This is a genomic window from Hahella sp. CR1, from assembly GCF_029813005.1.
In the GTDB taxonomy this organism is placed as follows: Bacteria; Pseudomonadota; Gammaproteobacteria; order Pseudomonadales; family Oleiphilaceae; genus Hahella.
Genome location: NZ_JAPELK010000012.1, coordinates 42,387 through 67,895, shown reverse-complemented (window position 1 = coordinate 67,895; position 25,509 = coordinate 42,387). Strand labels below are relative to the sequence as shown.

The following is a 25,509-nucleotide window of genomic DNA, read 5'->3' as shown; positions in this document are numbered from 1 at the left end:
CATGAGTCAAACATGCCTCTGAGCGTCCACCACGGCTCTATCACCGCCGCCGGCGTCAAAGCCCTCAATGAAGACGCAGTGGCGGTATGCGTCCCCTCTGAAGAACGACGCCTGCACAGTAAAGGCGTCGTCGCCGCGCTGGCGGACGGCGTCAGCTCCGCGGAAGCTGGCAAGGAAGCCAGCGCTACGGCGGTGGATCTGTTTATCGCCGACTATCTGAAGACGCCGGACACCTGGGCTGTCAGTCACGCAGGCCAGAAGATACTCTCCTCCCTCAACCTCAGGCTGTATCGCAAAAGCCAGGAATTCGTGCATGAGGCCAAGGGTTATCTGTGCACCTTTTCCGCCTTGATTATCAAGTCCCGCACAGCCCATATTTTTCACGTAGGAGACAGCCGCATCTATCTGTTGCGTCATGGCGAACTGACCCGTCTGACCCGGGACCATATCGTCAGCCTGGGCGGCGGTAGAAAGATGCTCGCCCGGGCGGTGGGCATGGACAACAATCTGCCCATTGATTACGGCAAAACCCCGTTGGAAATTGGCGATATTCTGATCCTTACCTCCGACGGCGTGCATGATTTTCTTGATGACGATCGGATCAAAGACATCGTCGATCATGCGCCCACCGCTCAGGAAGCGGTGGATGAGTTGCTGCAACAGTCTCTACATGCCGGGAGCAATGACAACCTCAGCGCTATCGTGTTGGCGGTGGATGATTTGCCGGACACCACGCTGGAAGATTACAGCAACCAGTTAACCCGTCTGCCCTTTCCTCCCGAATTGGAACCCGGCATGAAGCTGGACGGGCTTGTCGTCGAAAAAGAGATCTTTGCTTCTTCGCGCAGTCAGCTGTACCTGGTGAAAGATCAGGACAGCGGTGAGCGCTGGGTAATGAAGACGCCTTCGCGGAACTATTTGGGAGACGTCAGCTATATCGACCGCTTCATTCAGGAAGAGTGGATCGGCAAGCGCATCGACAATCCGCATGTGGTGCGCATTATTGAGCAGCCGCAGCCACGGACCTGTCTTTATTATTTGATGGAGCACGCGGAGGGAATCACGCTGCAACAATGGATCAAGGAACACCCCTTTCCCAAACCCAAAGTCGCCTTTGCGCTGATCGAACAGATCGCCAACGGATTGTCCGCGCTGCATAGCCAGGACACGATTCATCAGGACCTGAAACCCGCCAATATCATCGTCAGCGCCGATAACCGGGCGACGATCATCGACTTCGGCTCCGTTTACGTGGCGGGAGTCGCCGAGGTTTTCCGTCCCCTGGAGCACGTCGCCGCGCTGGGCACCGCCTCCTATTCAGACCCGCTGTATCTGCTGGGGCAAAACACCGGCGCACGAGGCGATCTCTACGCCCTGGCGACCATCGCCTACGAAATGTTCACGGGCGAACTGCCCTACGGCGACCCCATCAACGAATGTCGCTCCCGTTTTGACTACGACCGTCTGCGCTATCGCTCCGCCATGCAGTTCAACCCGGTGATTCCTCTTTGGTTTGACCGGGCGCTGCAAAAAGGCGTGGCGTTCGATCTGGACCAGCGTTATCAGACCATGGATGAGCTGCTGCAGGACCTGAAAAACCCAAATCCGGCGTTCCTGCAAGACAACCCCCTTGAAATGGAGGACCGCAGCCCGGTCATGTTCTGGCAGATGCTGTCAGGGTTCTGGGCGCTGATTTTGCTGCTGGTGCTGATTCTGTTTTCCTGTCAGGGACCTTCGTGAACGCGCTCGCCATCCACCAGGCCGTTTTCCTTCAGAATCCGCTCAAACTCGCCACTCTCCTTGATAATGGCCAGGCCCCGATTGAAGGCGTCGATGTATTGCTGGTGACGGGGATTTTCCAGGCCGCTGATAACGTACAGCTTGTTGGCGCTCAGAGGCGGCTCCACGAATTCCAGCATCGGCAATAGCGCAGGCTCCTCCCGTTGGATGCGATAACGGGCCACCAGCTCGTCCTCCAGAGTCAGATTGATGCGCCGTTGCGACAACATCAAAACGCTCTGCATGAACTGCGTGACTTCCAGACGGGTGAAGTAATCGGCCTCCATGAACGCATCGTTGTAGGCATAGCCGCGTACTACGCCGATCACTCTGCCGCGCAGGCTCGGCAACCCCGTGAATTCGAACAGGTCGCCCTTGAGCTTGATGAATTTGACTTCGTTAGTGAGATAAGGGGCGCTGTAGGCGAACAGCGCAGTGCGTTCCTGACTCCACCATGCGTCGAGAATCAGGTCGAAGGTTCCGCGCCGGGTTCCTTCCACCGCTCGCGCCCAGGGGACGAAAAGCTGCTTTACCTTGTAGCCCTGGGTGGCGAAAGCGGCGTTGGCGATTTCAACGGAGACGCCGCCCTGAGGGTGTTCGGGGTCAATAAAAGGGGGCCAGGGGTCTGCTGCGGCCTTAAGTTCAATGAGGTCCGCGGCGGCCGCCCCTTTACCGCCCAGTAGAGCGGCGATAGCGATCAACAGCAACAACGCCTTCGCCATTTTCGTTTGCTCCGCCAATAAGAAAACATTGCATGAGAATGAAGTAAGTATGCATCAAAAACGAAAAAGCGCATCCAGATCAAGTTTCCGTTAAAAAACGCTAACTAGAGGATTTATATAGCGGTTTGTCCTAAGTCATTTTACCTACTCTTTTGTTTTTTAAACCAGTATATTTACGCCCGCGTGGTTAAAGGGGTATCTAACCGCGCCAACATCAAAACTAAGGAAGGAATGACATGAATAACAAATTAGCGAAAAGCTACTCCCGGCTAACCTCTTCACTCACCCTCGGCGCTCTCATCGTTGCCGCCCCAGCAGGCGCAGCCAGCTTCCAAGTCACCAAATTCACTGACGGCTATGACGGCGTATGCGACAGCGACTGTTCATTACGCGAAGCTATCCAACAGGCTAACGAGAATGCAGGCCCGGATAAAATCATCCTGGACGCAGGCGTCTACAAATTATCCATCCCCGCCGATAGCGCCATGGATGAAGAAGACGAAAACCTGAACGGCGACCTGGACATTCTGGATGATCTGGTTATCGAGGGTCAGGGCATCGACATCAGCATCATCGACGCGGACGGTCTGGACCGCGCCATCGAAGTGTTGAAAGAAGTCAAAGTGGAAATGCGCGGCTTCACCATCCGTAACGGCAACGTGCGTGATTACGGCGGCGGCATCGAGAACTACGGCGAACTGATGCTGCGTCAAATGCGCATCACCGGCAACGTCACCAAGGGCGAACTGAATCCCGGCAACGGCGGCGGCATCTCCAACGAAGGCATGCTCGACATCTATCAGTCCATCCTTGACGACAACCGTGCGCAAGGCGATGAAGCTCACGGCGGCGCAATCTACAACACCGGTTCCCTGTTCGTGCGTGAAACCACTTTCGAAAACAACTCTTCCGAGAACGAGAGCCTGACCGGCGCGGGCGGCGCGATCTACAACCGCGGCGTAGCGGACATTTCCCGCACCACTTTCGCCAATAACGTCGCTGACTCCACCGGTTCCGCGTTCCTGAACGATGACGCAGCTGATCTGTGGCTGAGCAACAGCACACTGAGCGGCAACATCGCTCTGGGTGAAAATGGCGCAACCTTGGTGAACGGCGTCACCAACCCGACTCTGCAAGGCGTCGCCACCATGAAAGTCGTCCACGTCACCCTGGCTGACAACACGGGCCACGGCTTCTACAACTACGGCGACGTCAACGTTCGCAACAGCCTGATGCTCGGCAACCACCTGCTCGACAACAGCGGCTTCGCCGACTGTGCGGACTACGGCGTGTCCTACCGCAACAAGGGCCTGATGACCGGCATCGGCGCAGGCAACTGTAAGGCGGATATGGAAGTGGCCAGCGAAGACGTGTTCACCCAGGTGCTCTATCCTTTGATGGATAACAGCGGCCTGACCAAAACTCACCGTCTGCGTGAAACCAGCCCGGCGATTGACGCGGGCATGGGCCTTTGCGCCAGAACCGATCAGCGTCGCGTAGTGCGTCCAAAAGACGGCAATGGCGACGGCGTTGAGAACTGCGATTTAGGCTCTTTCGAATTCGTCATGCCCTAATACGCATCGGTTGAGATGAACAGCCAACGGGGGAGCGCTTCACACGCTCCCTTTTTTCATTCCCCTGCCCTCGCCCTCACTCTTACCATCCGCAATCTTCCCTCTTGACGCTCAGGACTGATTAAAAATACGCTTCGCCTTATGCCGTAAATAACCACTAACTTAATGAAATTACGAAAATTTACTGCATAAAAGCCCATTTAGGGTTTATGATCCGGGTCCCACATTTTTATATATTGCGGAAAACTGGAGCGCCGTCTGAAGCGGCAATATCCGCAGTCGGTTACAACACCAGGACAGTAGTTGTGAACAAAATATCCCCAAACCAACTCTTGTGCGCGCGGCCCCGCCGCATGCTGAACTCCCTGACGCGGCTCGCCCGTCTGGTTCCGTCTGCGTTAATTCTGGCAGGCGCAACTTCATCGGCGTTGGCGGCTGAGAGCAAATACTACGGCGTCATCGATCAGTACCCGATCACCATGACGCTGTCGATTGAAGAAAACGGTTCCATAAAAGGCGGCTACTTTTACGACCGCTACAAAACGGCCATCGAACTGCATGGGGGCATTCAGGGCTCGAATATTCATCTGGAAAGCAGCGCCCCCAAGGGCAAAGATGAAGAGAACTTTGACGGCAGCTTCACCACTACCATCATCGCTGGCCACAGCTACAACGCTGGCGCGGTGATCCCCAACGAAATCAAGGGATACTGGACTCATTCGGGCAAGAAGCTGCCTTTTACTCTTACCCTGGGACCCTACGAAGATGGCAAACTGACCTGCGAGGAAATGCGGGCGCAACCAGCGCGCGTGTTTTCTGAAGACCCGGATCTAGGGTCTGGCGGCGGCAGCCCGTTGGATGTGGATTACCAGTGTCCGGAGAGCCTGGCTGAACAGCCATTTTTGCAGTCTCTTAAGACATTGAGCGCCGCTTTTCGCAGCGAACAGGGATCTCAGCTCTGCACCGGCACCATTATTCACGCCCAGTGGCGCTTTTATCACTTTGAACTGCTGGAGGCGGGTTTCGCGCCGGAAGTGAATCTGGCCCGCATCGAACCAAATGACAGAGCGCGCAATCGCGCGGCGACTTTGGACTATCTACGCTACTGGTCCCTGGAAAGCATCTACAACCTGCCCTATTACCATGAATACCTGCAAGTGATGCAGCAGGCGGAGTCCGATCTGGCCGCTCATTACGCCAGCCGCTTCGATATGGACGACGCCAAAGCGCACGCCGCCGCGCAAGCCGGTGTGGACCTGTTCCTGCAACGTGCGGCGGGAGCCTATCCCAGCAGCCAGGATCATACCGTTGCGCCGCTGGCTTCCTTGATGTTCAACAAGGAAGCGCCAACCTTGGACACTGTGCGTGAACTTATCATCGACGCCGACCAAAGCGCGCGCCTGCAAGCATTAAACGCCGCTTTAGGATTAGAGCTGCCGACAGAGATCGTCAAAGCGCTACTGGACTCCGTTGAGGACGTCAATCAGGGCGATGAGCCGCCTTTGTTCTTCGCCGTGCATAATCCCGACAATGTGCGTTTGTTGCTTAACAAAGGCGCGGACGTCAACTATCAGAACGGCTTCGGCAAGACGGCGCTGTATTACGCTATTCAGTTCAATTTGCCTGAGTCTGCGCAAACCTTGCTGGACGCTGGTGCGGAGGTGAATCATCGCTATAAATCCGGGCCTGAGGTGCAGTACGATTGCCGCTACAACATCACCCGCACTTTGCGCAGTCCGTTGATGCACGCCGCCCAGCATGCTGACGCCGCCATGCTGGAACTATTGATCAAGGCCGGCGCCGATCCCTCATTGGTGGACGGCCTTGGCGACACGGCACTGACCTATGCAGAAGAAAACGACAAGCCGGAGAATGCGGCCTATCTGAAGAACCTCGCTACGCAATCTCAGGCGAGCGCGAATCAGTAACGTCTCCACAAGACGATCTAAGCCGCCCCAAAGCGGCTTTTTTATGCCTGAAATTCGCCCATAAAAAAAGGGTCGCAGTAGCAACCCTTTTCATGTCTTCAGCGGCGCTTTTTGCTTACCGCACAACAGCCATTACATACGTTTTTTATCCAGCCCCAACACAGACAGGGTTCTGGCGCGTACGCTGTGCAGCAGCTCTGCATTGTCCACCAGCGACTCGCCGTAAGAAGGAATCATCTCCTTCAGTTTGGCGTTCCAGTCTGCGCTGCTCAAACGGTCCTTGAAGCACCGCTCGATCACGTCGACCATCGCCTTCACCGCCACAGAAGCGCCTGGCGAGGCGCCCAGCAGCGCCGCCAGCGAGCCGTCTTTGGAAGCCACCAGCTCGGTGCCGAATTCCAGTTTGCCGCGGCCTTGCGCGTCACGTTTGATGATCTGCACGCGCTGTCCGGCTTCCGCCAGCGTCCAGTCGTCTTCTTTCGCTTCAGGGAAGTAGTTCAGCAATGATTTCACGCGATCTGAGTGCGACTGCATCGCTTCTTTAATCAGGTAACGGGTCAGGTCCATGTTGTTGATGCCCACGGACATGATCGGACCAAAGTTGTTGGCGCGGATGGAGCCAAACAGGTCAAAGGAAGAGCCGGTTTTCAGGAATTTGGTGGTAAATCCGGCGTAGGGCCCAAACAGTAACGCAGGCTCGCCGTTGATGATGCGGGTGTCCAGATGCGGAACCGACATGGGCGGCGCGCCGATGGCCGCTTTACCATACACCTTGGCGTAATGGCGTTTGACGATATCCGGTTTTTTGCACACCAGCCACTGGCCGCTGACCGGGAAACCGCCGTAGCCGTCGCCTTCCGGGATGCCGGATTTCTGCAGCAACGGTAGCGCGCCGCCGCCGGCGCCCAGGAATACGAATCCGGTGTCGATGGTTTTGCTTCCGCCATTACGACTGTCGGATAACTGCACAGTCCAGCGTCCGTCCTGCTTTTGCTTGAGGCTCTTCACCGGATGGCTCAGCAGCAACTCAAAGTTGGCGTTCTTTTGCAGATGCTCCACCATGTTGCGGGTCAGAGAGCCGAAGTCCACGTCGGAACCGTAGCGAACGCGCGTCGCCGCCACTTTCTGCATGGGATCGCGATGCTCCATGACCAGCGGCATCCAATCCTGCAGCGTGCGGGGATCGTCGCTGAACTCCATGTCTTTGAACAGATGATGAGCGCTCAATAATTGATGGCGCTTGCGCAAAAACGCGATGTCCGACTCGCCCCAGACAAAGCTTTCGTGCGGACAGGTGTTGATGAATTCATTTGGACTTGGCAGTCCGCCGCGCTCCACCAGATAACTCCAGAACTGCAGCGAAACTTCGAAAGAAGCGTTGATGGCGAGCGCCCGGGTGATTTCGATATTGCCGTCGCCGCTTTCCGGGGTGTAGTTCAGCTCACAATATCCAGCGTGGCCTGTGCCTGCATTATTCCAGCCGTATGTGCTTTCGTGAGCGACATGATCGAGTCTTTCCACCATGACGATATTTAAGGATGGGTCTAACTGCATCAGCATCGTCCCAAGGGTCGTGCTCATAACACCGCCGCCAACTAGCAGCACATCCGCCTTTTTTACAGTCATTACAATCGCGCCTTTGCAAGAAAATCAAAATCTGGTGACAAGCGATAAAACCGCCGCCGATTATGGAGGATTTGGGCGAAAGGTCAAAGATAAGTGCGTCCGCCCCTGGCGAGAAGCGTTTGCTTTTCTGCTCTGTCGAGGGCTATGTTCCTGTCGCCTCGATATTGGAAGAGAACCCGAAAAGCCAAACGTACCTGGCCACGGGGTCGCAATTATACCTTAATTTAATCGCTAAACGAGCGTTTAATTGCTTACGGATAATTTATTGTGACGAGCCCCGCTGCATCAGGGCCAGCCCCACCCGGCATGACGAGACATAACCCTTTGTAATAAATAAGAAATATTACTGAAGCAATGGAGATCCGTCCTGCGCAAAACGGTAACCGTGAATTTCCGCCGCCTCCACCAGTCTGTGCAAATAATCCACAATCGCCCGGCGCTCAGCCAGCTCCCGCAAATAACTGCGCAATTTTTCTTCAACATAAGAAAACGGTAAAAGGTCGCCAGGAATGTTGCGCTCCACCCAGACCACATGAACGCCGTATCGGCTCTCTATGGGACTGGCGAGCAAACCATGATCATGACGGAACACCGCCGCCTCAAACTCAGCCACGGTTTGCCCACGCGACAACTGCCCCAGGGAGCCGCCCTGCTCTTTGGAAGGACAGGCTGAAAACTTCTGCGCCAGCATGGCGAACTGTTCTGGGTTTGATTGCAATCGCTCAATCAGCGCCTTGGCCTGCTCCAGTTTCAATGAGCGCTCCTTGACGTCATCAGGAGCCGCCGCCAGCAGAATATGCCTGGCCTCCACCAACGGAGACGAAGAGAACTGTTCTGGGTGGCCGCGATAGAACCGCTCACATTCCTCCGCTGTCGGCTCACGGACTGAGGCTTCTCGTTGCAACAGTTGATCAATGACTTCATCCTGTGACAGCCCTTCTGTATCCATCTCCAGCGCCTGCGCACGCTGGCGCAACAGTTCGCTGACGATCAAGGCGCGAGCCGCCTGATTCAATGCGTCCTCCTGGCTTTCCGAAGGAAAATACTGCATTTCCTGAAACATCGCCGCCTCAGAGATTGCAACGCCGTTTACGCTGATGTCTGTGTTCATGGTCTTCCTCACTGTGCTTCTTGCAGGTCGCCCCTTGCCCTCCACAATTCAGGAAGGGTCGGGGCGGGCGTTGCGGAAAGGATCTCTATCTCGCCCGAACGACTTGATAGTTGCGGGTAAAGTAGCGCACCGGAACGCTCCACACATGCACCAGCCGGCTGAACGGAAACAGCAGGAACAGGGTCATGCCCAGGAAGATATGCAGCTTATAGATCACATGCACGCTGCTGACCGCCGCCGCCGCATCCGCGGCATTAAAGGTCACCAGAGATTGCGCCCAGCTCATCAGCTTGAGCATTTCGGTCCCGTCCATGTGACCTGAGGACACGAAGATACTGAGCAATCCCAGAATCAGTTGCGCATAAAGCAGCAACAAAATCGCGATGTCCATTTTGCTGGAGTTGGCGCGTACCCGCGGATTGGTCAGACGGCGCTTGATCAGAATGGTCAGCCCGGCGAAGCAGATAATCCCAAACAGCCCGCCAATGCCCATCGCCATGGCCTGCTTGAAACTGGCGGAAATACCCAGCACATGCCATACCGCTTTCGGCGTCAGCAAACCGACGAAGTGTCCCGCCAGGATGGCGATGACGCCGATATGAAACAGGATGCTGCCGATGCGCAATTGACGACTTTCAAAAATCTGACTGGAGCTGGTTTTCCATGTGTACTGATCCCTGTCATAACGAATCAGACTGCCTACGAAAAAGACCGCCAGCGCGATGTAGGGATAAACGGAAAACAGAAGTGTATTGATATAGTTCATGATATTTCTCCTCAACCCAGATTGGACTGGCGCTCGGCCAGCGCTGCAGGGTCCAGTAACTGCACCGGCATGACGTCGTCTTTGCGTTGACTCGCCGCCGGACGATAACGCGCGTCGCCGCAACTGTTCATGGCGCTGTCCTGGGTGAAGGTCACCGCTTCTTCCTCCCAGATTTTATCCAGGGCTTCCGGTGTGTCGTCACGCTCCTCGCCCTTGATCTGTTCACGCAGCGACGCCAGATTCACGTCCACCTCGGCAAGCTCGATCAGCGCATGAACCAACAGAGCATAAGGACTGTCACGCTCTTCCAGACGCGCCGCCAGCAGAGCGAGAATATGCGCCACGTCCTGCAGCCATCCTCGCGCCTGTTCGCCCTGCGTCGCGGCGAACTCAAGGTAGACCGGCAGATAATCCGGCAATTCGCGCACACTGATTTCCAGGCCCGCCTCACGATATTGTTGCAGCAGGTTGACCATGGCCTGCCCGCGGTCCCGGGATTCGCCATGCACGTGCTCAAACAGATGCAGGGATACCGCCCGACCGCGTTCGAACAGGCCATCGTATTCACTCTGCAAATCCAGTAAATCGCGACTGAAAAAATCGTCGATAAAATTTTCCAGCCGTCGCCGGGTTAAGGTTGTCAGAAGCTGGTCATCCTTAACCAAGCCTCTGACAAGCGCCGAACTTGCATACAGTTCCTCGGTGGGGTAATCCAACAACCGGGATATCAACTTCAAAATGACCATGATTAATCCTCCTGCCGCACCGGAATGACCTGACGCACCGTCGCCTGTTTACCGCCAAACAGGTTCACCGGGTTGTCGCCGTCGGAGCAGCCATTGCCGAAGCTGAAGCCGCAACTGCTCTTGAGGTCATAAGCGTTCTCCGCGTATTCCCGGTGGGTGGTGGGAATCACAAAGCGGTCTTCATAGTTAGCCAGAGCCATGATGCGATACATGTCTTCCACCAGGGATTTAGTCAAACCCACCTGCTCCAGGACTTTCAGGTCCTCGACCTTATCCACGTGCTTGGCGCGCATGTAGGCGCGCATGGCGATCATGCGCTCCAGCGCCCGCACTACCGGCGCTTCATCTCCCGCCGTCAGCATGTTGGCCAGATAACGCAGGGGAATACGCAGGCTTTTCAGGTCTGGAATCTCGCCGTTCATGCCAACGTGACCTTGCTCCACCGCATTCTGGATCGGGCTGAGCGGCGGCACGTACCAAACCATGGGTAAGGTGCGGTATTCCGGGTGCAGCGGCAGCGCCACTTTCCAGTCAATCGCCATCTTATAGACTGGCGACTGCATGGCCGCTTCCAGCCAGGCCTGGGGAATGCCTTCCGCCCGCGCCGCTTCCTGCACTTTGGGATCATGCGGGTCGAGAAAAATATCGCATTGCGCCTTATACAGATCCTGATCTGAGGCGGCGGAGGCCGCGTCTTTGATGCGATCCGCGTCGTATAACAACACGCCCAGGTAACGGATGCGGCCGACACAGGTTTCCGAACAGACGGTCGGCTGTCCGCTTTCTATGCGCGGATAGCAGAAGATGCATTTCTCGGACTTACCGCTCTTCCAGTTGTAATAGATCTTTTTGTAGGGACAGGCGGAGACGCACATTCTCCAGCCCCGGCATTTGTCCTGATCGATCAGGACAATGCCGTCCTCTTCCCGCTTATAGATGGCCCCGCTGGGACAGGAAGCCACACAGGCGGGATTCAAACAGTGCTCGCATAACCGCGGCAGATACATCAGGAAGGTTTTTTCAAACTCGCCGTACATGTCCGCCTGCACCTGATCAAAGTTTTTGTCTTTGCGGCGCTTGGCGAATTCCGTGCCCAGGATTTCCTCCCAGTTAGGCCCCCATTCGATTTTCTCCATGCGGCGACCGTCAATCAGCGAGCGCGGACGCGCAGTAGGCTGATGCTTGCGATCCGGCGCGGTGTGCAGATATTGATAGTCGTAATCGAAGGGTTCGTAATACTCATCGATTGTCGGCAGGTCTGGATTGCCGAAAATATTCGCCAACACCCGATGACGGCCGCCGATGCGCGGCTTCAAAGTTCCGTCGGCGCCGCGTTTCCAGCCGCCTTTCCATTTCTCCTGATTCTCCCATTCTTTGGGATAACCGACGCCGGGCTTACTTTCCACGTTGTTGAACCAGGCGTACTCCACCCCTTCCCGCGACGTCCATACGTTCTTGCAGGTGATGGAGCAGGTGTGACAGCCGATACACTTGTCCAGATTCAGGACCATTCCGATTTGAGCGCGTACTTTCATAATCTGTCTCCAATCACTCTGTATCTAGCCAGTCAACATTGTTCATTTTGCGTACGATGACGAACTCATCGCGGTTGCAGCCGACGGTGCCGTAGTAGTTAAAGCCGTATGACTGCTGCGCGTAGCCGCCGATCATATGGGTCGGCTTCATGACCGCGCGGGTCACGGAGTTGTGGATGCCGCCGCGGGTCTGGGTCATCTCCGCTCCGGGCGTATTGATGATCCGCTCCTGCGCGTGATACATCATCGCCATGCCTTCCGGCACTCGCTGCGAGACCACCGCCCGCGCGGCGATGGAGCCGTTGACGTTGAACACTTCTATCCAGTCGTTATCCTCCAGGCCGGCCTTTTTGGCGTCGGTTTCGCTCATCCACACGATGGGGCCGCCCCGGGACAAAGTCAGCATCAGCAAGTTGTCCGAATAGGTGCTGTGAATACCCCATTTCTGGTGCGGCGTAATCCAGTTGAGCAGGATCTCCTTGTTGCCGTTGGGTTTGCTGTTCATCACCGGCGAGGTGGTTTTCAAGTTGATCGGCGGCTTGTAGACGCACATGGTTTCGCCGAAGTCGCGCATCCATTCATGGTCCTGATAGAACTGCTGACGTCCGGTGATGGTGCGCCAGGGAATCAGCTCATGGACGTTGGTGTAGCCTGCGTTATAGCTCACATGTTCATCCTCCAGCCCAGACCAGGTAGGTGAGGAAATAATCTTGCGGGGTTGCGCTACGATGTCGCGGAAGCGGATTTTTTCTTCCTCTTTCGGCCGCGCCAAGTGGGTGTGATCGAGACCCGTGGCGCGCCCCAATGCTTCCCAGGCTTTCACCGCCACATGGCCGTTGGTCTCCGGCGCCAGAGACAGAATCACTTCCGCCGCGTCGATGGCGCTTTCGATTTTGGGACGACCACTGCGGGCGCTGTCTTCGTCGTGAGTCAGGTTCAGTTTGGCGAGGAACGCCACTTCTTCTTTAGTATCCCAGTTGATGCCTTTGCCGCCGTTCCCCAGCGTGTCCAGCAGAGGGCCGACTGAGGTGAAACGGTTATAGGTGTTGGGGTAGTCCCGCTCCACCACGACCATGTTAGGCGCTGTTTTGCCGGGTATCAGGTCACATTCGCCTTTCCACCAGTGTTTGACGCCAAACGGTTGGGCGATTTCCGCCGGAGTGTCGTGCAGAATCGGCACGGTCACCAAGTCTTTTTCCACGCCCAGATGACCTTGCGCCGCCTTGGAGAACTGCTTGGCGATGCCTTTGAAGATGTCCCAGTCGCTGCGCGCTTCCCACACCGGGTCCACCGCTTTGGACAGAGGATGAATGAAAGGATGCATATCTGAGGTATTCAGATCGTCCTTTTCGTACCAGGTCGCCGTTGGCAACACAATGTCGGAATACAGACAGGTGGTGGACATGCGAAAGTCCAGCGTCACCAGCAAGTCCACCTTGCCTTCCGGCGCTTCGTCGCGCCAGGTCACGTCGTCCGGCTTGGTTTCCCCCATTTCCCCGAGATCTTTGCCCAGCAGACCATGCTTGGTCCCTAACAGATGACGCAGCATGTATTCATGGCCTTTGCCGGAGGAACCCAGCAGGTTGCTGCGCCAGATAAACATATTGCGGGGATAATTCTGCGGGTTATCCGGGTCCTCACAGGCGAATTTCAGCTGGCCTTCTTTCAACAGTTTTACGGCGTAATCTTTCGGGTCCATGCCCTCCACCGCCGCTTCTTTGGTCAGCATCAGCGGGTTCATGCCCAGCTGCGGCGCAGACGGCAGCCACCCCATACGCTCGGCGCGGGTGTTGTAATCAATGATGGAGGCGCTCCATTTGCCTTTGTCCGCCAGGGGCGACACCACCTCCGTCATCTGCAGTTTTTCATAGCGCCATTGGTCGGCATGGTTATAAAAGAAGGAGGTGCCGTTCATCTGCCGGGGCGGACGCTGCCAATCCAACCCAAACGCCAGAGGCAGCCAGCCACACTGGGGACGCAGCTTCTCCTGCCCCACATAATGCGCCCAACCGCCGCCGCTTTGGCCGACGCAACCGCACAGCATCAACATGTTGATCAGCCCGCGGTAGTTCATGTCCATGTGATACCAGTGGTTCAGCGCGGCCCCAACGATAACCATAGAGCGGCCATGGGTTTTATCCGCATTGCGGGCGAACTCACGCGCCACGCGGATCACGTCCGCCTGCGGAACGCCAGTGATTTTTTCTTGCCAGGCCGGCGTGTAGGGAATGTCGTCGGAGTAATCCTTGGCGCAGGCTGGATCGTCATAGCCATTGTCGACGCCATAGTTGGCCACGGTTAGATCGAATACGCAGGCCACTTTTACCATGGAGCCGTCCGCCAGTTGCACATGCTTCACCGGCACTTTACGGATCAGCAGTTCATCGTGATCGGTGTGCTGGAAGTAGTCATATTCGTGCTCTTGCCCGCCAAAATAGGGAAACGCCACTGGCGCGATTTCATCGCTGATATTTTTCAGACTAAGCGCCAGTTTTACTTCCGCGCCGGACTTACCGTCCAGTTGCTGGATATTCCATTTGCCCTGCTCGCCCCAGCGATACCCCACAGAGCCAGTGGGTGATATCAGCTCGCCGGTAGCTTCATTAACTGCGATGGTTTTCCATTCCGGATTGTTGTCCTGCCCCAGATTGCCGGACAGGTCTGAAGCGCGCAGAAAACGGCCTTGAATGTAACGGCCTTCGTGCTCTTCCAGCATGACCAGCATGGGCATGTCGGTGTAACGGCGCACGTAGTCGGTAAAATATTCACTGGGATTATCCACGTGAAAGTCTTTCAGAATCACATGGCCAAACGCCATGGCCAGCGCGGAGTCGGTTCCCTGTTTGGGCGCCAGCCAGGTATCGCCGAATTTGGAGCACTCGGAATAGTCCGAAGTGATGACGCAGGTCTTGGTTCCTTTGTAACGCACTTCTGTCAGGAAGTGCGCGTCAGGTGTACGGGTCTGCGGTACATTGGAGCCCCAGGCGATGATGTAGTTGGAGTTGTACCAGTCCGCCGCCTCCGGCACGTCGGTCTGCTCACCCCAGATTTGCGGAGACGCTGGCGGCAAGTCGCAATACCAGTCATAGAAGCTCAGGCAATTGCCGCCGATCAGTGACAAATAGCGGGAGCCGGCGGCATAGGACACCATGGACATGGCGGGAATCGGCGAAAACCCGGAGATACGGTCAGGACCATAACGCTTCGCGGTATAGACGTTGGCGGCCGCGATAATCTCGTTAACCTCATTCCATGAACTGCGCACGAATCCGCCCAAGCCACGGCGCTGCTTGTAGGACTTGGCCTTAGCCGGGTCTTCAACAATGCTCTCCCAGGCGTCGACGGGATCATCGTGCCTTTGCTTCGCTTCGCGCCACAGCTTGATCAGGCTTTGTCTGACTTTGGGATACTTGAGCCGGTTAGCGCTGTAGATGTACCAGGAATAACTGGCGCCTCGCGGGCACCCTCTGGGTTCATGATTGGGGAGGTCCGGACGCGTGCGAGGATAGTCGGTCTGCTGGGTTTCCCAGGTCACCAGACCGTCTTTGACGTAGATCTTCCAGCTACAGGACCCGGTGCAATTGACTCCATGGGTGGAGCGCACGATTTTATCGTGCTGCCAACGACGGCGATAACCGTCCTCCCAACTACGATCGTCTTTGGTGGTGGCGCCGTGTCCATCCGCGAAAGTCTCTCCTTTGCGTTTGAAAAACTGCAGTCTATCCAGAAAATGGCTCATGTCGGACTCCTCATCAGAACCTGCTTCGAAGCATGGAGCACAGCGTTAGAGACAGGTCGTTTTTTAATTTCAAATTCATTCTAGGAGAGCCCGGGGGACTATAATTGATGCAAATCAAAGCGGTTTTTTGGGGACGCGTCAGCATACTCTGGCGCATACCTCTTAGGGGGTAGAGGCGAAAAAAGCGTTGTTCATATTTTTCAATAAGTTATACATTGGAAGCATAGATTGATTGAGCTAACGACAGGTCTCGGTTCTTTGGTAGTACTCCCCCCTGGAAGGAGTTCGAAACGATGATTGCGCGATTCCAGAAATCCCTGATCTTCCGAATGGGCGCGTTGATGATCGCCATGGTGTCGCTGGCGATGATCACCATGCTGGCGTCATTCTTTATCTCCGAATCGGCGGAAAAAGACGCGGAGGCGGTAAATATCGCCGGCTCGCTGCGCATGCAGAGCTACCGCATGCAGGCGCGACTGCTGACCCTGGATGCGCCCTCCGCGGATTTCGTAGCGGCGCTGACCCGCCAGTTTGCTGACCGCATCGAAAATCCCGTGCTGGTGGCGGAAGCCATGAAAGACGAGTCCTCGGAACTGCATCATCAGTTCCTGCAGGTGCGAGAGCGGTGGGAAAAAGATGTCAGCGGCTTTATCGCCACCTACGCCCGCAATCCGGACCGCCGCATTGCAGATCAGCTGGGCGAGAAGATCGACAAGTTTGTCGATGAGATAGACAACCTGGTGCAGCTCTATCAGATTCGCGCAGAGAATCGCATCGAAAACCTGCGTCTGATACAAATCAGCGCCCTCTTTCTCACCTTCGCCCTGGTCAGTTTCTCCCTACTCATTCTCCATCATCATGTCGAGCTGCCCTTGCGCAGCCTGACGCAAAACGCCCGCAAAATCGCCCGCGGCGATTTCAGTGATCGTCTTGAAGTGAAAAACGACGACGAGCTGGGGCTGCTGGCGGAGACGTTCAATCAGATGAGCGATGCGTTATCGGAGATGTACGAGTCGCTGGAGACGCGAGTCAAAAACAAAACCCAGGCGCTGAAACGCAGCAATGATTCCTTGAACTTTCTCTATCATCTGGCCCGGGAAGTCAGCGAGAAAACCCATGAAAATATTGATTTTCAGGCCTGGCTGGAGGAACTCACCAGCATTACCGCCGTCGGCGGCGTCGAACTGTGCCTGAAAACGCCCGAAGCGGTGATTCCCTATGAGCACATCCGCAACGATTACATGATGGAGTTGCCTTCAACCTGTCAGCGTCAGGAATGCGAAAAGTGCATGGTGGAGAAAGCCCAGGTGTGCCGGGACAATGACGAGGTGCAGGTGCGTTACCCACTGATCAAGGAAGGCGTGCAATATGGCGTCATCGTTTGTTCTCTGCACAACAGCCAGTTTTTGGAAGGCTGGCAGCATCAGTTGTTGCAATCTTTCGCCGATCAGGTGGCGATCGCTCTGAGCTTAAAAAATCAGGGCGACCAGGAGCGACGGGTATCTCTGATGAACGAGCGTAACGTTATCGCCCGGGAGCTGCACGATTCCTTGGCGCAAAGCCTTTCCTACCTGAAGATACAGGTGGCGCGCCTGACCCGCGCCTTGCAATCCAAACAGGTGGAAGACGAACAGATTGAAGGCATTACCGCAGAACTGAAGGAAGGCATCACATCCGCCTATCGGCAGTTACGCGAGCTGCTCACCACATTCCGCCTGAGCATTTCCGAAAAAGGCCTGCATGCGGCGATTTTACATACCGTGGAGCAACTGACTGAGCAGAGCACAAACGTCAAAATCGTGTTGGATTATCGGGTGGAAGATATTCCCTTTTCCCCCAACGAAGAAATTCATTTGCTGCAAATAACGCGGGAGGCGCTGCAGAACGCCGTCCGTCATTCTCAAGGCAACCTGGTCATGGTGTCGTTGCATTCGGACCCAATGAAAAAAGTCACTTTAGCTATCACTGACAATGGCGTCGGCATTCCCGAGGACCCAGAGAAGCTCAACCACTATGGCCTCGCCATCATGCGCGAGCGCACCCGCAACCTGCACGGAGAGTTGTCTATTCAACGCATGCCGGAGGGCGGCACCGGCGTGCTTTTCAGCTTTACTCCCAGCTACGTGCAGGAGCGCAGAATCTCATATGCCGAATAATGTAGGAAATATCTCACACGCAATGCAGACATCGCGTCTATTTTCCTACCCCTCCCCACCCTAATATAGGCACCAAGAGGATGCGCTGACACATAAGGACATGAAGCAAGGAAGCAACAAGGACGACCAAAGCCGACGGAAATAGGCATCAAGGGAAGCATCTGACACGGAAGACGCAGCATGGAACGTTGCGTCTTTTTCTTTGTGGAGCACGAACGCTCGGACGCGTCGACTGAATGGAGTCAGACAACAGCAGGTACGGACACCGAGGCTGGATGGGATGAAGGATTGAGGGATGAACAGGCAGGACGCCAGGGTGTACGAGATATCCTACAAACAATGCAGATATGTCGTCTATCCTCCCTACCAAGCCATGGCTAATATAGCCACAACGGATGCGAAAACGCGGCAAGGAAAGCCCGCAAAGGACTGCAGCAAGGATAGCAAAAGAGCCGCAGGAACCGGCAAAAGGAAGCATCAAATGGAAAAGGCGCAATATGGATATTGCGCTTTTTGTTTTTCTGGACTCCGCCTTTCTAAACTCCCCCCACTCTTATCTCTTCATTGATTAGTCTACGCCCCGATTTCTTTTCACAACTCTATGACATGCATGCGAAATTTTATTTTGGAAACGCTATCCTTTATCCTCGCCGGCTATCATTAAAACCTATCAGCTATAGAAAGCCCGCCATTATGGATATGACATTCGTGGAGTTCGCCAATATTCTGGCGCAGAATCTTTTCCCAATTACCTTTAACAGCCTCGCCGCCATCATTCTACTGCGCTACTTCCGCAGCAGCGCGCTGGTCGTCACCTTGGCGGTATGTTTGATTGCAAGCGCACTTTATTACTTGCTATTTCCCTTCACTTTTTATTTGGATACGAGCGACGACAGGTTCATTTTCGGCTTGTATTCAGCGATTGGCGGGGGGTTTCAACAAGGAATGATGATCACTCTCATCGGCTTTCTGCTTTTCAAAAAGGAAAGAGTGGACAGACTTAGAGACTCCACCAAGGCATTGGGTGGATTTACTCTTACCCTCCTCGCCGCAGCCAGCGTCATGAGCGTATACACCAGCATTCTGGCTTTCTCGAAAAAGTCCTCATTCATGTACGGCGCAAGTGACGAGCTTATCTACATCCTGATTACTTACCTGTTCGCCACCACTTATTCACTGGTTTCACTGATGTTGATGACATACGTCCAGTGGCGGGTGATTCCTGAATCCAAACGCCCCCATTCGCCCAAATACATGGCCTGGTTGATGGCGATTCCGGTATTCAATATTTTCTGGTTGTGCAGCAGCTTGAGCCGCTGGGCGCAAACCGTCAAAGGCGCCCTTGGCGACGCCAATGCTCGCGAGGCGCAGCTGGCGGACCGGGTACGCTATGTCTTCATCAGCCTGCTGTGCGGATGGCTTTTCATCACCCTGATATCAGTAACCGTCAGATATCCGGACAAAGCGACCGTCATCTTCATGGGGCTGCTGTCACTAGTCTTGCTGGGACTAAGCATCGCCTACCTCGTTTACGTGATAAAACTCATCTGCAGCTTTCACACGTTGGAGAAAAAGATTCAGCAGACCAATACAGTTGAATCATCCATCGAAAGCTAAGTCATAAGCCGCCTCCAGGCGGCTTTTTTGATATAACCATACACAATGACTAATCGAATCCTCTATGTGCGATAACGGCGAGCCTTTCAGCGCTAATCCATACTATAGCCAAGTCAGAGAATCTATCATCACGCTCGAAAACATTGCTGTGCTCGATGTTCTCATTAACGAATCTCGCATTAGAGAGATAGCAGCCACCGTCGACAAGTGAAAGAAAGTCTTCAATAAAGCAATTTACAGTTTCTTCACTAGACATGAAAAAAGGTGGGTACTCCCCTACCAATGAGACGGTTAACATATGCCTAAGCTGCCGATACATTTCTTTATAAGAAATGACTTTCCAATTAACTTCTACGCACCCTATTTCATGAAGCTTGCCATTAACATAAACACGCAAGCCGTCTTCATCCCAACTTTCTGGGAATTCATTAATCGGCTCTATCAGTATGTATGGCTTGCAGTGCGTTCCACATGCAGCGACAAACCTGTCTATCAAGCTATCTGCAACACTCATTTATAGCACTCTTTTGGGAGGCGCCAAGCTATTCTCAACTCGCCCAATCAACGAATTAGACAAGCGACTTAACCTTAGACTAATCAAGTTATATCTAAGCAAAGATAGCGCATGTTCGCAGGCCACTTCGCTACCAGCATTAACAAAAACGCATAACAATAGAATTTTTTATTACTTTAAATTTTATGCTCGTTCCGTATCATGAAACCCGTGACTTGATGACCCGTAGTCTGGAGATGACCGATTCATGAACAGCGCGCAACTGATAACCCGCATAGGCGACAATAGCGCAGGGCTTTCTTACGAAGCCATCGCCGATTTGAACGCCTCCTATGCCCCGCTTGATTTTGAAGCGCGTATCCGTCGCCTGTATCAGGATTTCGCACCGGAGAAGGTGCTGGTGACGTCTTCTTTCGCCGCCACGTCCGCTTACTTCTTGCATATTATTTCTCGCATGCGTCCCTCGCAGAGAATTCACTTCATCGATACTCAGTTCCACTTCAAGGAAACCTTGGAGTACAGGGATTATCTCACCCGCTTGTACGGGTTGAATGTGGAGGATGTAAAACCGGACAGGCATCATCATGCTTATTCGGTCAGCGAACGCCTGTGGGAAACCGACCCCGATCTGTGCTGCTCCGTCAACAAGGTTCAGCCGCTGGAAGAAGTGAAAGAGAACTACGACGTATGGGTATCCAGCCTGATGAGCTGGCAGACCGAGCATCGCGCTGGCCTGCAGATTTTTGAAGAGCGCCGAGGCATTATCAAATTCAACCCGATGATTGATGTCACCAGAGAAGAGCGCGACGCGTATATTCGCGATCACAACCTGCCCTTCCACCCGCTCGTGAGCGAAGGCTACTCCTCAATCGGCTGCGAACACTGCACCCGTAAAGGGGAAGAACGCGCAGGACGCTGGCAGGGTAAAGAAAAGACGGAGTGCGGTCTGCACCTGTAAATCTGATGCCAAGGCGACGACGGCCACATCGTCGCCTCTCTCACTGAATCTCAGTCCCTTTATTCCTTATTCCCTCCCTTCCAATACGCTCTTTTGCGCAACCACAAGTGCTTCAATTTCACTTTCCGATGCGTTCAATACAAACGAATCAAAGGCTTTCTTGTCCTCAAAACTATGGCGGATCTGCTGCATCAACGCCCCAAGCTCGGTCCCTGTCAGGCCTGACAACCCACTGACCAACTCGCCGTTGAACTTCCGCTTGATCTCACGCTGACGAGCCAAGTCCGTTTCAGCAGCCCGCCAGGCAGCTTCCGCTTCAGGAAACTCGGCGAAAATCTGCGACAGCCAGGCGGTTTTGCTCGCCGGCCAGTCTTTAAAGTCTTCGCCTGTATAAGCCTCACGCAGCCAGTTGAGGAAGCCCGTATAAGTGGGTCGCTTGGCGTCGCGGACGCGAGCGTTGTGGCTGCGGTTTTCCAGCAAATAGATGTTCTTGTCGAAGTATCTGGAAGCTGAAATAAACTGATATAACTGAATCAAATCGTCAAAGCCCTGCTTCCAGCGAGCTATATCGAACCCCAAAAAGCGGACGGCCTTGTCGAAATCCCGCGTCACCAGCACTTCGGTAAACAAATAGTCACCATCCCGAAAAGGTAGCCACAAGCCATTGTGGCCGAACTTCATTCCCATTTTATGGGCGACGCGACCAATCAGATTGCCGGCGTCGTTCCAAGAAAAGTAACTCAATGCAAAATCGAACTGAGACGCGGGCGTATACAACAGGTCCACCTGAAAGACGCCGCCCTGCTCCAACGGGGCGCCAAAACTGGCCACGCCGCCATTGGCGATGAACGGCAGCGGTTGGCCATCACCCAATACGTTACCCAGTAATTCAGCCATAAAAGCATTGCCTAAATCACGTTTAACGCCGTCGCTGACCACAATATCAATGTCGCCGTAGGTCTCTTTCTTCCGGTACGCCGTGACGATCTCCGCGCGCACCGGCGCGCCGTCATGACACCGCAATGCCTGAATAGCATGAAGCGCCTTCTCGCCTATGCGCAAAGCGTCTGCGGTGCACAAGCGCTGCGCGCCGTAATCTTTTAATGCGTTACCGCCCAAAACTCACTCCTGTCATATAGATCGTTATTTCGCCGGCGCGTACCGTATTTTTCACCGCGCGGCGGTTATTGTCATTTCTCGTGGCGACTGGTAAAACAAGGACTCTGCCGAACAGAATTGAATAACAATAACTTAAATCACCACCGCCCTCACGTTAACGCGGCGGTGTAACAGAAAGGTCGCTCATGCCCGATAGTGCTCCGACATGGATTACCGTTCTCGCGCCCTGGGAATTTTACCCTTCGGTCGTTTTAGTTTCCCTGGTCACTGTCACGCTGTACATACGCGGCATGCGCAGATTGCGTGCAACGGGTCATCCTGTCAGTTTCGCCCGCTCTCTGTCATTCTTTGTCGGCGTGGCGATTACTTACGCTGTTCTGCACACGCAATTTGATTACTACGCTCAATACCTGTTTTTCGCGCATCGCCTGCAGCATCTGGTGCTGCATCATCTAGGACCGTTTTTTATCGCTCTGGCGGCCCCCTGGTCAGTGCTGGCGGCGGGTTTGCCGCAACGCTGGCGCGACGTCAACTGGGGCGCCCTTCCCGGCGCGTGGCTGATTGTGGGGGGCTACCGGATATTACAGTTTCCTCCCCTGGCCGCTTTTTTATTCGTCGGCATCATCTTTTTCTGGCTGACGCCGTCCATACACTTTTACGCCATGCTGGACTTGAAGCTCTATCACTTGATGAACTGGAGTATGTTTCTGGATGGACTGTTGTTCTGGTGGCTGATTCTCAACCCTTCGCCCCAGCAAGGCCCTTCCTTTGGCTGGCGCATCATCATTTTATTGGCCATTATGGTGCCCCAGATTCTGCTGGGCGCGTATATTACGCTGTCGGAATCCACCCTATACGATATCTACGCCATCTGCGGACGCGCCTTTCCCATTGCGCCGGCGGCGGACCAAATGGTGGGCGGCGTGATCACCTGGATTCCGCCTGCGATGATGAGCGCTATCGCCATTTTGGTGATGTTATCCTATATCCGACGCCAGGACATGGTGAGCGCACGCAGCCCAGGCGCTCTCACCGGCGCTGCTTGAGTTTTCAGAGACTATTAAGGAGATCCCTTCGTGACGGCGATACGCCTCGTTTTTATCGCAATCGTAATGGCGCTGACCAGCGCCTGTAGTCAGGAACCATTGGAATGGTCAGGGACCGATATCGGTGGCATGCTGCCGGAGCTGAAGTTTTCCCTGCAGAGCGAAAACGCCACACAGGTGTCGGAGCAGGATTTCGCTGGAAAATACAATATCCTGTTTTTCGGGTACACCTACTGTCCAGATATCTGCCCCACCACCCTCGCCAGACTGAAGTCCGCACTGAGTAAACTGGAGGCCTCCGAGCAGCAGCGCATCAATATCCTGTTTGTCAGCGTCGACCCCAAAAGAGACGCGCCGGAACAACTCAAAGCCTATACCGACGCCTTCGGTTCGGAGTTTATTGGCCTTACTGGCGATATGGACGCGCTACAGACCCTAACGAAACGCTACCGGGTAGCGTTCGGTTATGGCAAGCCCGATGAAACCGGCAACTATGAGGTCTCCCACAGCTCCGCCGCATTCGTGTTCGACGCGGACGGCAAGGCTCGCCTGTTGCTGCGGGATGATCTCAGCGCAGACATGATCGCCAAGGATTTGGACCAGCTGCTCAAAAGCTGACCCTTATCTGCCGCAACCTGCCTCAGCGCAATAAAAAAGCGCGCCCTAAGGCGCGCCAAGATCAAGTTCCATCCCAGCTGCGTGAACGACGGGACGGAACTCCACTCCGCAGGAGTGACTCAGGAATCAAGGGTTATAAAACTCAGCGCCTTTACGCAGATAGAAGAACCAGTTCACCAGAACGCATACCGCGTAGAACACCGCAAAACCAATCAGCGCGTATTCCGGCGTGGCGGCTTTGATCTGCTCGCCGAACACCTGGGGAATGTAGAACGCGCCGTAGGCAGCCACTGCAGAGGTCCAGCCCAGTACGGGGCCCGCCTGTTCTTTCGGGAACACCATGGCGATGGTGCGGAAAGTGGAGCCGTTGCCAATGCCGGACGCCGCGAACAGCGCCAGGAACAAGATGAAGAAAGGCGCAAAGTACTCTTCAGGGGTCGCTGAGTTATAGGCCGCGCTCATGTAATAGGCGACCGCCAGAGCGCACACCACCATCACCAGTGAGCAAATCTGCGTGACCAGCGCGCCGCCGAATTTATCGGAGATCCAGCCGCCCACCGGGCGAATCAGCGCGCCAATAAAAGGCCCCATCCAGGCGTACATAAGTGCGCTGGGACCGTTGGGGTTAACGGTATTATGAGTCATAACCCCGTCCACCATCACATGGCTGTATCCGAAGATCACTTTGATCGCCAGCGGAAAGGCCGCCGCGTAGCCGATGAAGCTGCCGAAGGTCATGGTGTAGATAACGCTCATCACCCAGGTGTGACGATTGCCGAAGATACGATACTGACGATTCAGACTACTGCGAATCTGTCCCGGCAACAGCTTGAGCAGGAACACCGTGGCGGCGATGACGGCCACCAGCACCAGTTCTTTAGGGATGCCCCACCCTGCGCCGTTGGCGGACTCAGGCAACATCAGCCAGAGTCCGGCGATGGAAGTCAGGAATCCGATCAGCAGCATGAAGGTGATTTTGGAGAAGGAGCCGACAGGCCCGCCAATGTCCGGCGACACTTCATCGGTGCGAATATTGTTCATGCCGAACCAGCCAGCGAACGCCAGTGGAACCAGGAACAGTAGCCACACAAAGCCTGCGTTTTGAATCCAGGTTTCAGAACCCGCAGGAATCTTGCCGATTAGCGTGCCGGATGGATTGACCAGGGTCATGGGGTCGCCGCCGGCCGCACCAAAGGCTCCGAACGTCATGAATAACGGCACCAGTATCTGCATAGTGGTGACGCCGAAGTTACCCAGACCTGCGTTGAGGCCCAGCGCCAACCCTTGCTGTTTCTTGGGAAAGAAAAAGCTGATGTTGGACATCGAAGAAGCGAAATTGCCGCCGCCCAGACCAGATAGCAACGCCAGCACCTGAAACACCCATAGCGGAGTGTCTTTACTTTGCAAGGCGATGCCCGCGCCGACTGCAGGAATCATCAACAGCGCCGTGGTGAAAAATATCGTGTTGCGACCGCCGCACAAGCGAATGAAAAAGCTGCTGGGTATGCGCAGCGTGGCGCCGGTCAGACCGGAAATCGCCATCAATGTGAACAATTCCGACGCCTGAAACGGAAAGCCCAGATTTAACATCTGTACTGTGATGACGCCCCAGTACAACCATACGGCGAAGCCGCACAGCAAACTCGGAATGGATATCCACAAATTCCGATTCGCTACTTTCTTACCGGTTTTTTGCCAGAACCCGCTGTCCTCTGGATTCCAGCCAGCAGTGATGTCCGCCATATGCCTTACCTCTGCGTTGGGCCTGAATAATAATCTTCGGCTCAACTATCTTTATAAACAGACGGGGCGACAATGCTCCGGAGGGGGTAGCGTTTAAGACCGGGGCCGTATGGATGATCTGCTCACAAGCGACTTTAGATCGCGCTATCATTTTCTTTATTTTCATATAGTTAGAGCGATTCCCGAGAATCTGTGCAAGACTTTAGATACCC

Annotated in this window: 18 protein-coding genes; 8 read left to right on the top strand and 10 right to left on the bottom strand. The window is 54.7% G+C overall.

Annotated features, from left to right (window positions below; translation table 11 throughout):
• The first annotated feature begins 12 nt into the window (after positions 1-12).
• Positions 13-1,740 carry a bifunctional protein-serine/threonine kinase/phosphatase gene (locus ONV78_RS24605; protein ID WP_279507086.1) on the top strand — a complete coding sequence of 576 codons (1,728 nt, stop codon included), beginning with the start codon at positions 13-15 and terminating at the stop codon, positions 1,738-1,740.
• On the opposite strand, the gene ONV78_RS24600 is transcribed toward ONV78_RS24605, so the two are convergent.
• A complete protein-coding gene (locus ONV78_RS24600) occupies positions 1,725-2,501 on the bottom strand; it encodes a transporter substrate-binding domain-containing protein (RefSeq protein WP_216738042.1) in 777 nt (258 codons plus the stop codon). The two genes, ONV78_RS24605 and ONV78_RS24600, sit on opposite strands and share 16 nt — an antisense overlap.
• Before the next feature lie 236 nt (positions 2,502-2,737).
• Here ONV78_RS24600 and ONV78_RS24595 point away from each other — a divergent pair, with 236 nt between their 5' ends.
• Together ONV78_RS24595 and ONV78_RS24590 are read left to right on the top strand one after the other, a co-directional pair.
• Positions 2,738-4,075: a choice-of-anchor Q domain-containing protein gene (locus ONV78_RS24595; RefSeq protein ID WP_279507085.1), complete on the top strand. Its 1,338-nt coding sequence runs from the start codon at positions 2,738-2,740 to the stop codon at positions 4,073-4,075.
• Between the two features lie 305 nt (positions 4,076-4,380).
• Positions 4,381-6,003: an ankyrin repeat domain-containing protein gene (locus tag ONV78_RS24590; RefSeq protein ID WP_279507084.1), complete on the top strand. Its 1,623-nt coding sequence runs from the start codon at positions 4,381-4,383 to the stop codon at positions 6,001-6,003.
• A gap of 132 nt (positions 6,004-6,135) precedes the next feature.
• Here the strand turns inward: ONV78_RS24590 and mqo are convergent, their stop codons facing one another.
• The 6 genes from mqo to ONV78_RS24560 form a co-directional block, all read right to left on the bottom strand.
• Positions 6,136-7,629 (bottom strand): malate dehydrogenase (quinone), encoded by a 1,494-nt coding sequence (mqo, locus tag ONV78_RS24585; RefSeq protein WP_216738045.1) that lies wholly within the window; start codon positions 7,627-7,629, stop codon positions 6,136-6,138.
• A 343-nt stretch (positions 7,630-7,972) separates the two neighbouring features.
• Positions 7,973-8,740: a peptidylprolyl isomerase gene (locus ONV78_RS24580; RefSeq protein ID WP_279507083.1), complete on the bottom strand. Its 768-nt coding sequence runs from the start codon at positions 8,738-8,740 to the stop codon at positions 7,973-7,975.
• Positions 8,741-8,825: 85 nt separating this feature from the next.
• On the bottom strand, positions 8,826-9,506 hold the full coding sequence (gene narI / locus ONV78_RS24575; protein WP_216738047.1) for a respiratory nitrate reductase subunit gamma: 681 nt from the start codon (positions 9,504-9,506) through the stop codon (positions 8,826-8,828).
• A gap of 11 nt (positions 9,507-9,517) precedes the next feature.
• On the bottom strand, positions 9,518-10,252 hold the full coding sequence (narJ, locus tag ONV78_RS24570; protein ID WP_279507082.1) for a nitrate reductase molybdenum cofactor assembly chaperone: 735 nt from the start codon (positions 10,250-10,252) through the stop codon (positions 9,518-9,520).
• 2 nt (positions 10,253-10,254) lie between these two features.
• Positions 10,255-11,787 (bottom strand): nitrate reductase subunit beta, encoded by a 1,533-nt coding sequence (gene narH, locus ONV78_RS24565; protein WP_279507081.1) that lies wholly within the window; start codon positions 11,785-11,787, stop codon positions 10,255-10,257.
• A gap of 13 nt (positions 11,788-11,800) precedes the next feature.
• Entirely contained in the window at positions 11,801-15,526 is a 3,726-nt protein-coding gene (locus ONV78_RS24560; RefSeq protein WP_279507080.1) for a nitrate reductase subunit alpha, read from the bottom strand.
• A gap of 293 nt (positions 15,527-15,819) precedes the next feature.
• Here ONV78_RS24560 and ONV78_RS24555 point away from each other — a divergent pair, with 293 nt between their 5' ends.
• Both ONV78_RS24555 and ONV78_RS24550 read left to right on the top strand, forming a co-directional pair.
• Positions 15,820-17,682: a HAMP domain-containing protein gene (locus ONV78_RS24555; RefSeq protein ID WP_279507079.1), complete on the top strand. Its 1,863-nt coding sequence runs from the start codon at positions 15,820-15,822 to the stop codon at positions 17,680-17,682.
• A 693-nt stretch (positions 17,683-18,375) separates the two neighbouring features.
• Positions 18,376-19,299, top strand: coding sequence for a hypothetical protein (locus tag ONV78_RS24550; RefSeq protein WP_279507078.1), 924 nt, complete (start codon positions 18,376-18,378; stop codon positions 19,297-19,299).
• Between the two features lie 49 nt (positions 19,300-19,348).
• Here ONV78_RS24550 and ONV78_RS24545 read toward each other — a convergent pair whose 3' ends face one another.
• Positions 19,349-19,813: a hypothetical protein gene (locus ONV78_RS24545; protein ID WP_279507077.1), complete on the bottom strand. Its 465-nt coding sequence runs from the start codon at positions 19,811-19,813 to the stop codon at positions 19,349-19,351.
• Between the two features lie 247 nt (positions 19,814-20,060).
• Here ONV78_RS24545 and ONV78_RS24540 point away from each other — a divergent pair, with 247 nt between their 5' ends.
• Complete coding sequence (locus ONV78_RS24540; RefSeq protein WP_279507076.1) at positions 20,061-20,771, top strand: phosphoadenylyl-sulfate reductase; 711 nt, start codon at positions 20,061-20,063, stop codon at positions 20,769-20,771.
• A 66-nt stretch (positions 20,772-20,837) separates the two neighbouring features.
• Here the strand turns inward: ONV78_RS24540 and ONV78_RS24535 are convergent, their stop codons facing one another.
• Complete coding sequence (locus tag ONV78_RS24535; RefSeq protein ID WP_279507075.1) at positions 20,838-21,890, bottom strand: hypothetical protein; 1,053 nt, start codon at positions 21,888-21,890, stop codon at positions 20,838-20,840.
• A gap of 185 nt (positions 21,891-22,075) precedes the next feature.
• Between ONV78_RS24535 and ONV78_RS24530 the strand changes: the two genes are divergently transcribed.
• Positions 22,076-22,936, top strand: coding sequence for a cytochrome c oxidase assembly protein (locus ONV78_RS24530; protein WP_279507074.1), 861 nt, complete (start codon positions 22,076-22,078; stop codon positions 22,934-22,936).
• Positions 22,937-22,966: 30 nt separating this feature from the next.
• The gene (locus ONV78_RS24525; protein WP_279507073.1) at positions 22,967-23,554 is read left to right on the top strand and encodes an SCO family protein; all 588 of its coding nucleotides are present in this window, start codon (positions 22,967-22,969) and stop codon (positions 23,552-23,554) included.
• A 126-nt stretch (positions 23,555-23,680) separates the two neighbouring features.
• Here the strand turns inward: ONV78_RS24525 and ONV78_RS24520 are convergent, their stop codons facing one another.
• Positions 23,681-25,297 (bottom strand): antiporter, encoded by a 1,617-nt coding sequence (locus ONV78_RS24520; protein WP_279507072.1) that lies wholly within the window; start codon positions 25,295-25,297, stop codon positions 23,681-23,683.
• Positions 25,298-25,509: the final 212 nt, after the last annotated feature.

Bases quoted from the DNA above. Each gene is read 5' to 3' on its own strand.
- ONV78_RS24555 (WP_279507079.1), top strand. From the start codon at position 15,820: ATGATTGCGCGATTCCAGAAATCCCTGATCTTCCGAATGGGCGCGTTG.
- narH (WP_279507081.1), bottom strand. From the start codon at position 11,787: ATGAAAGTACGCGCTCAAATCGGAATGGTCCTGAATCTGGACAAGTGT.
- narI (WP_216738047.1), bottom strand. From the start codon at position 9,506: ATGAACTATATCAATACACTTCTGTTTTCCGTTTATCCCTACATCGCG.
- ONV78_RS24545 (WP_279507077.1), bottom strand. From the start codon at position 19,813: ATGAGTGTTGCAGATAGCTTGATAGACAGGTTTGTCGCTGCATGTGGA.
- ONV78_RS24540 (WP_279507076.1), top strand. From the start codon at position 20,061: ATGAACAGCGCGCAACTGATAACCCGCATAGGCGACAATAGCGCAGGG.
- ONV78_RS24595 (WP_279507085.1), top strand. From the start codon at position 2,738: ATGAATAACAAATTAGCGAAAAGCTACTCCCGGCTAACCTCTTCACTC.
- mqo (WP_216738045.1), bottom strand. From the start codon at position 7,629: ATGACTGTAAAAAAGGCGGATGTGCTGCTAGTTGGCGGCGGTGTTATG.
- narJ (WP_279507082.1), bottom strand. From the start codon at position 10,252: ATGGTCATTTTGAAGTTGATATCCCGGTTGTTGGATTACCCCACCGAG.
- ONV78_RS24530 (WP_279507074.1), top strand. From the start codon at position 22,076: ATGCCCGATAGTGCTCCGACATGGATTACCGTTCTCGCGCCCTGGGAA.
- ONV78_RS24580 (WP_279507083.1), bottom strand. From the start codon at position 8,740: ATGAACACAGACATCAGCGTAAACGGCGTTGCAATCTCTGAGGCGGCG.
- ONV78_RS24600 (WP_216738042.1), bottom strand. From the start codon at position 2,501: ATGGCGAAGGCGTTGTTGCTGTTGATCGCTATCGCCGCTCTACTGGGC.
- ONV78_RS24550 (WP_279507078.1), top strand. From the start codon at position 18,376: ATGGATATGACATTCGTGGAGTTCGCCAATATTCTGGCGCAGAATCTT.
- ONV78_RS24560 (WP_279507080.1), bottom strand. From the start codon at position 15,526: ATGAGCCATTTTCTGGATAGACTGCAGTTTTTCAAACGCAAAGGAGAG.
- ONV78_RS24605 (WP_279507086.1), top strand. From the start codon at position 13: ATGCCTCTGAGCGTCCACCACGGCTCTATCACCGCCGCCGGCGTCAAA.
- ONV78_RS24520 (WP_279507072.1), bottom strand. From the start codon at position 25,297: ATGGCGGACATCACTGCTGGCTGGAATCCAGAGGACAGCGGGTTCTGG.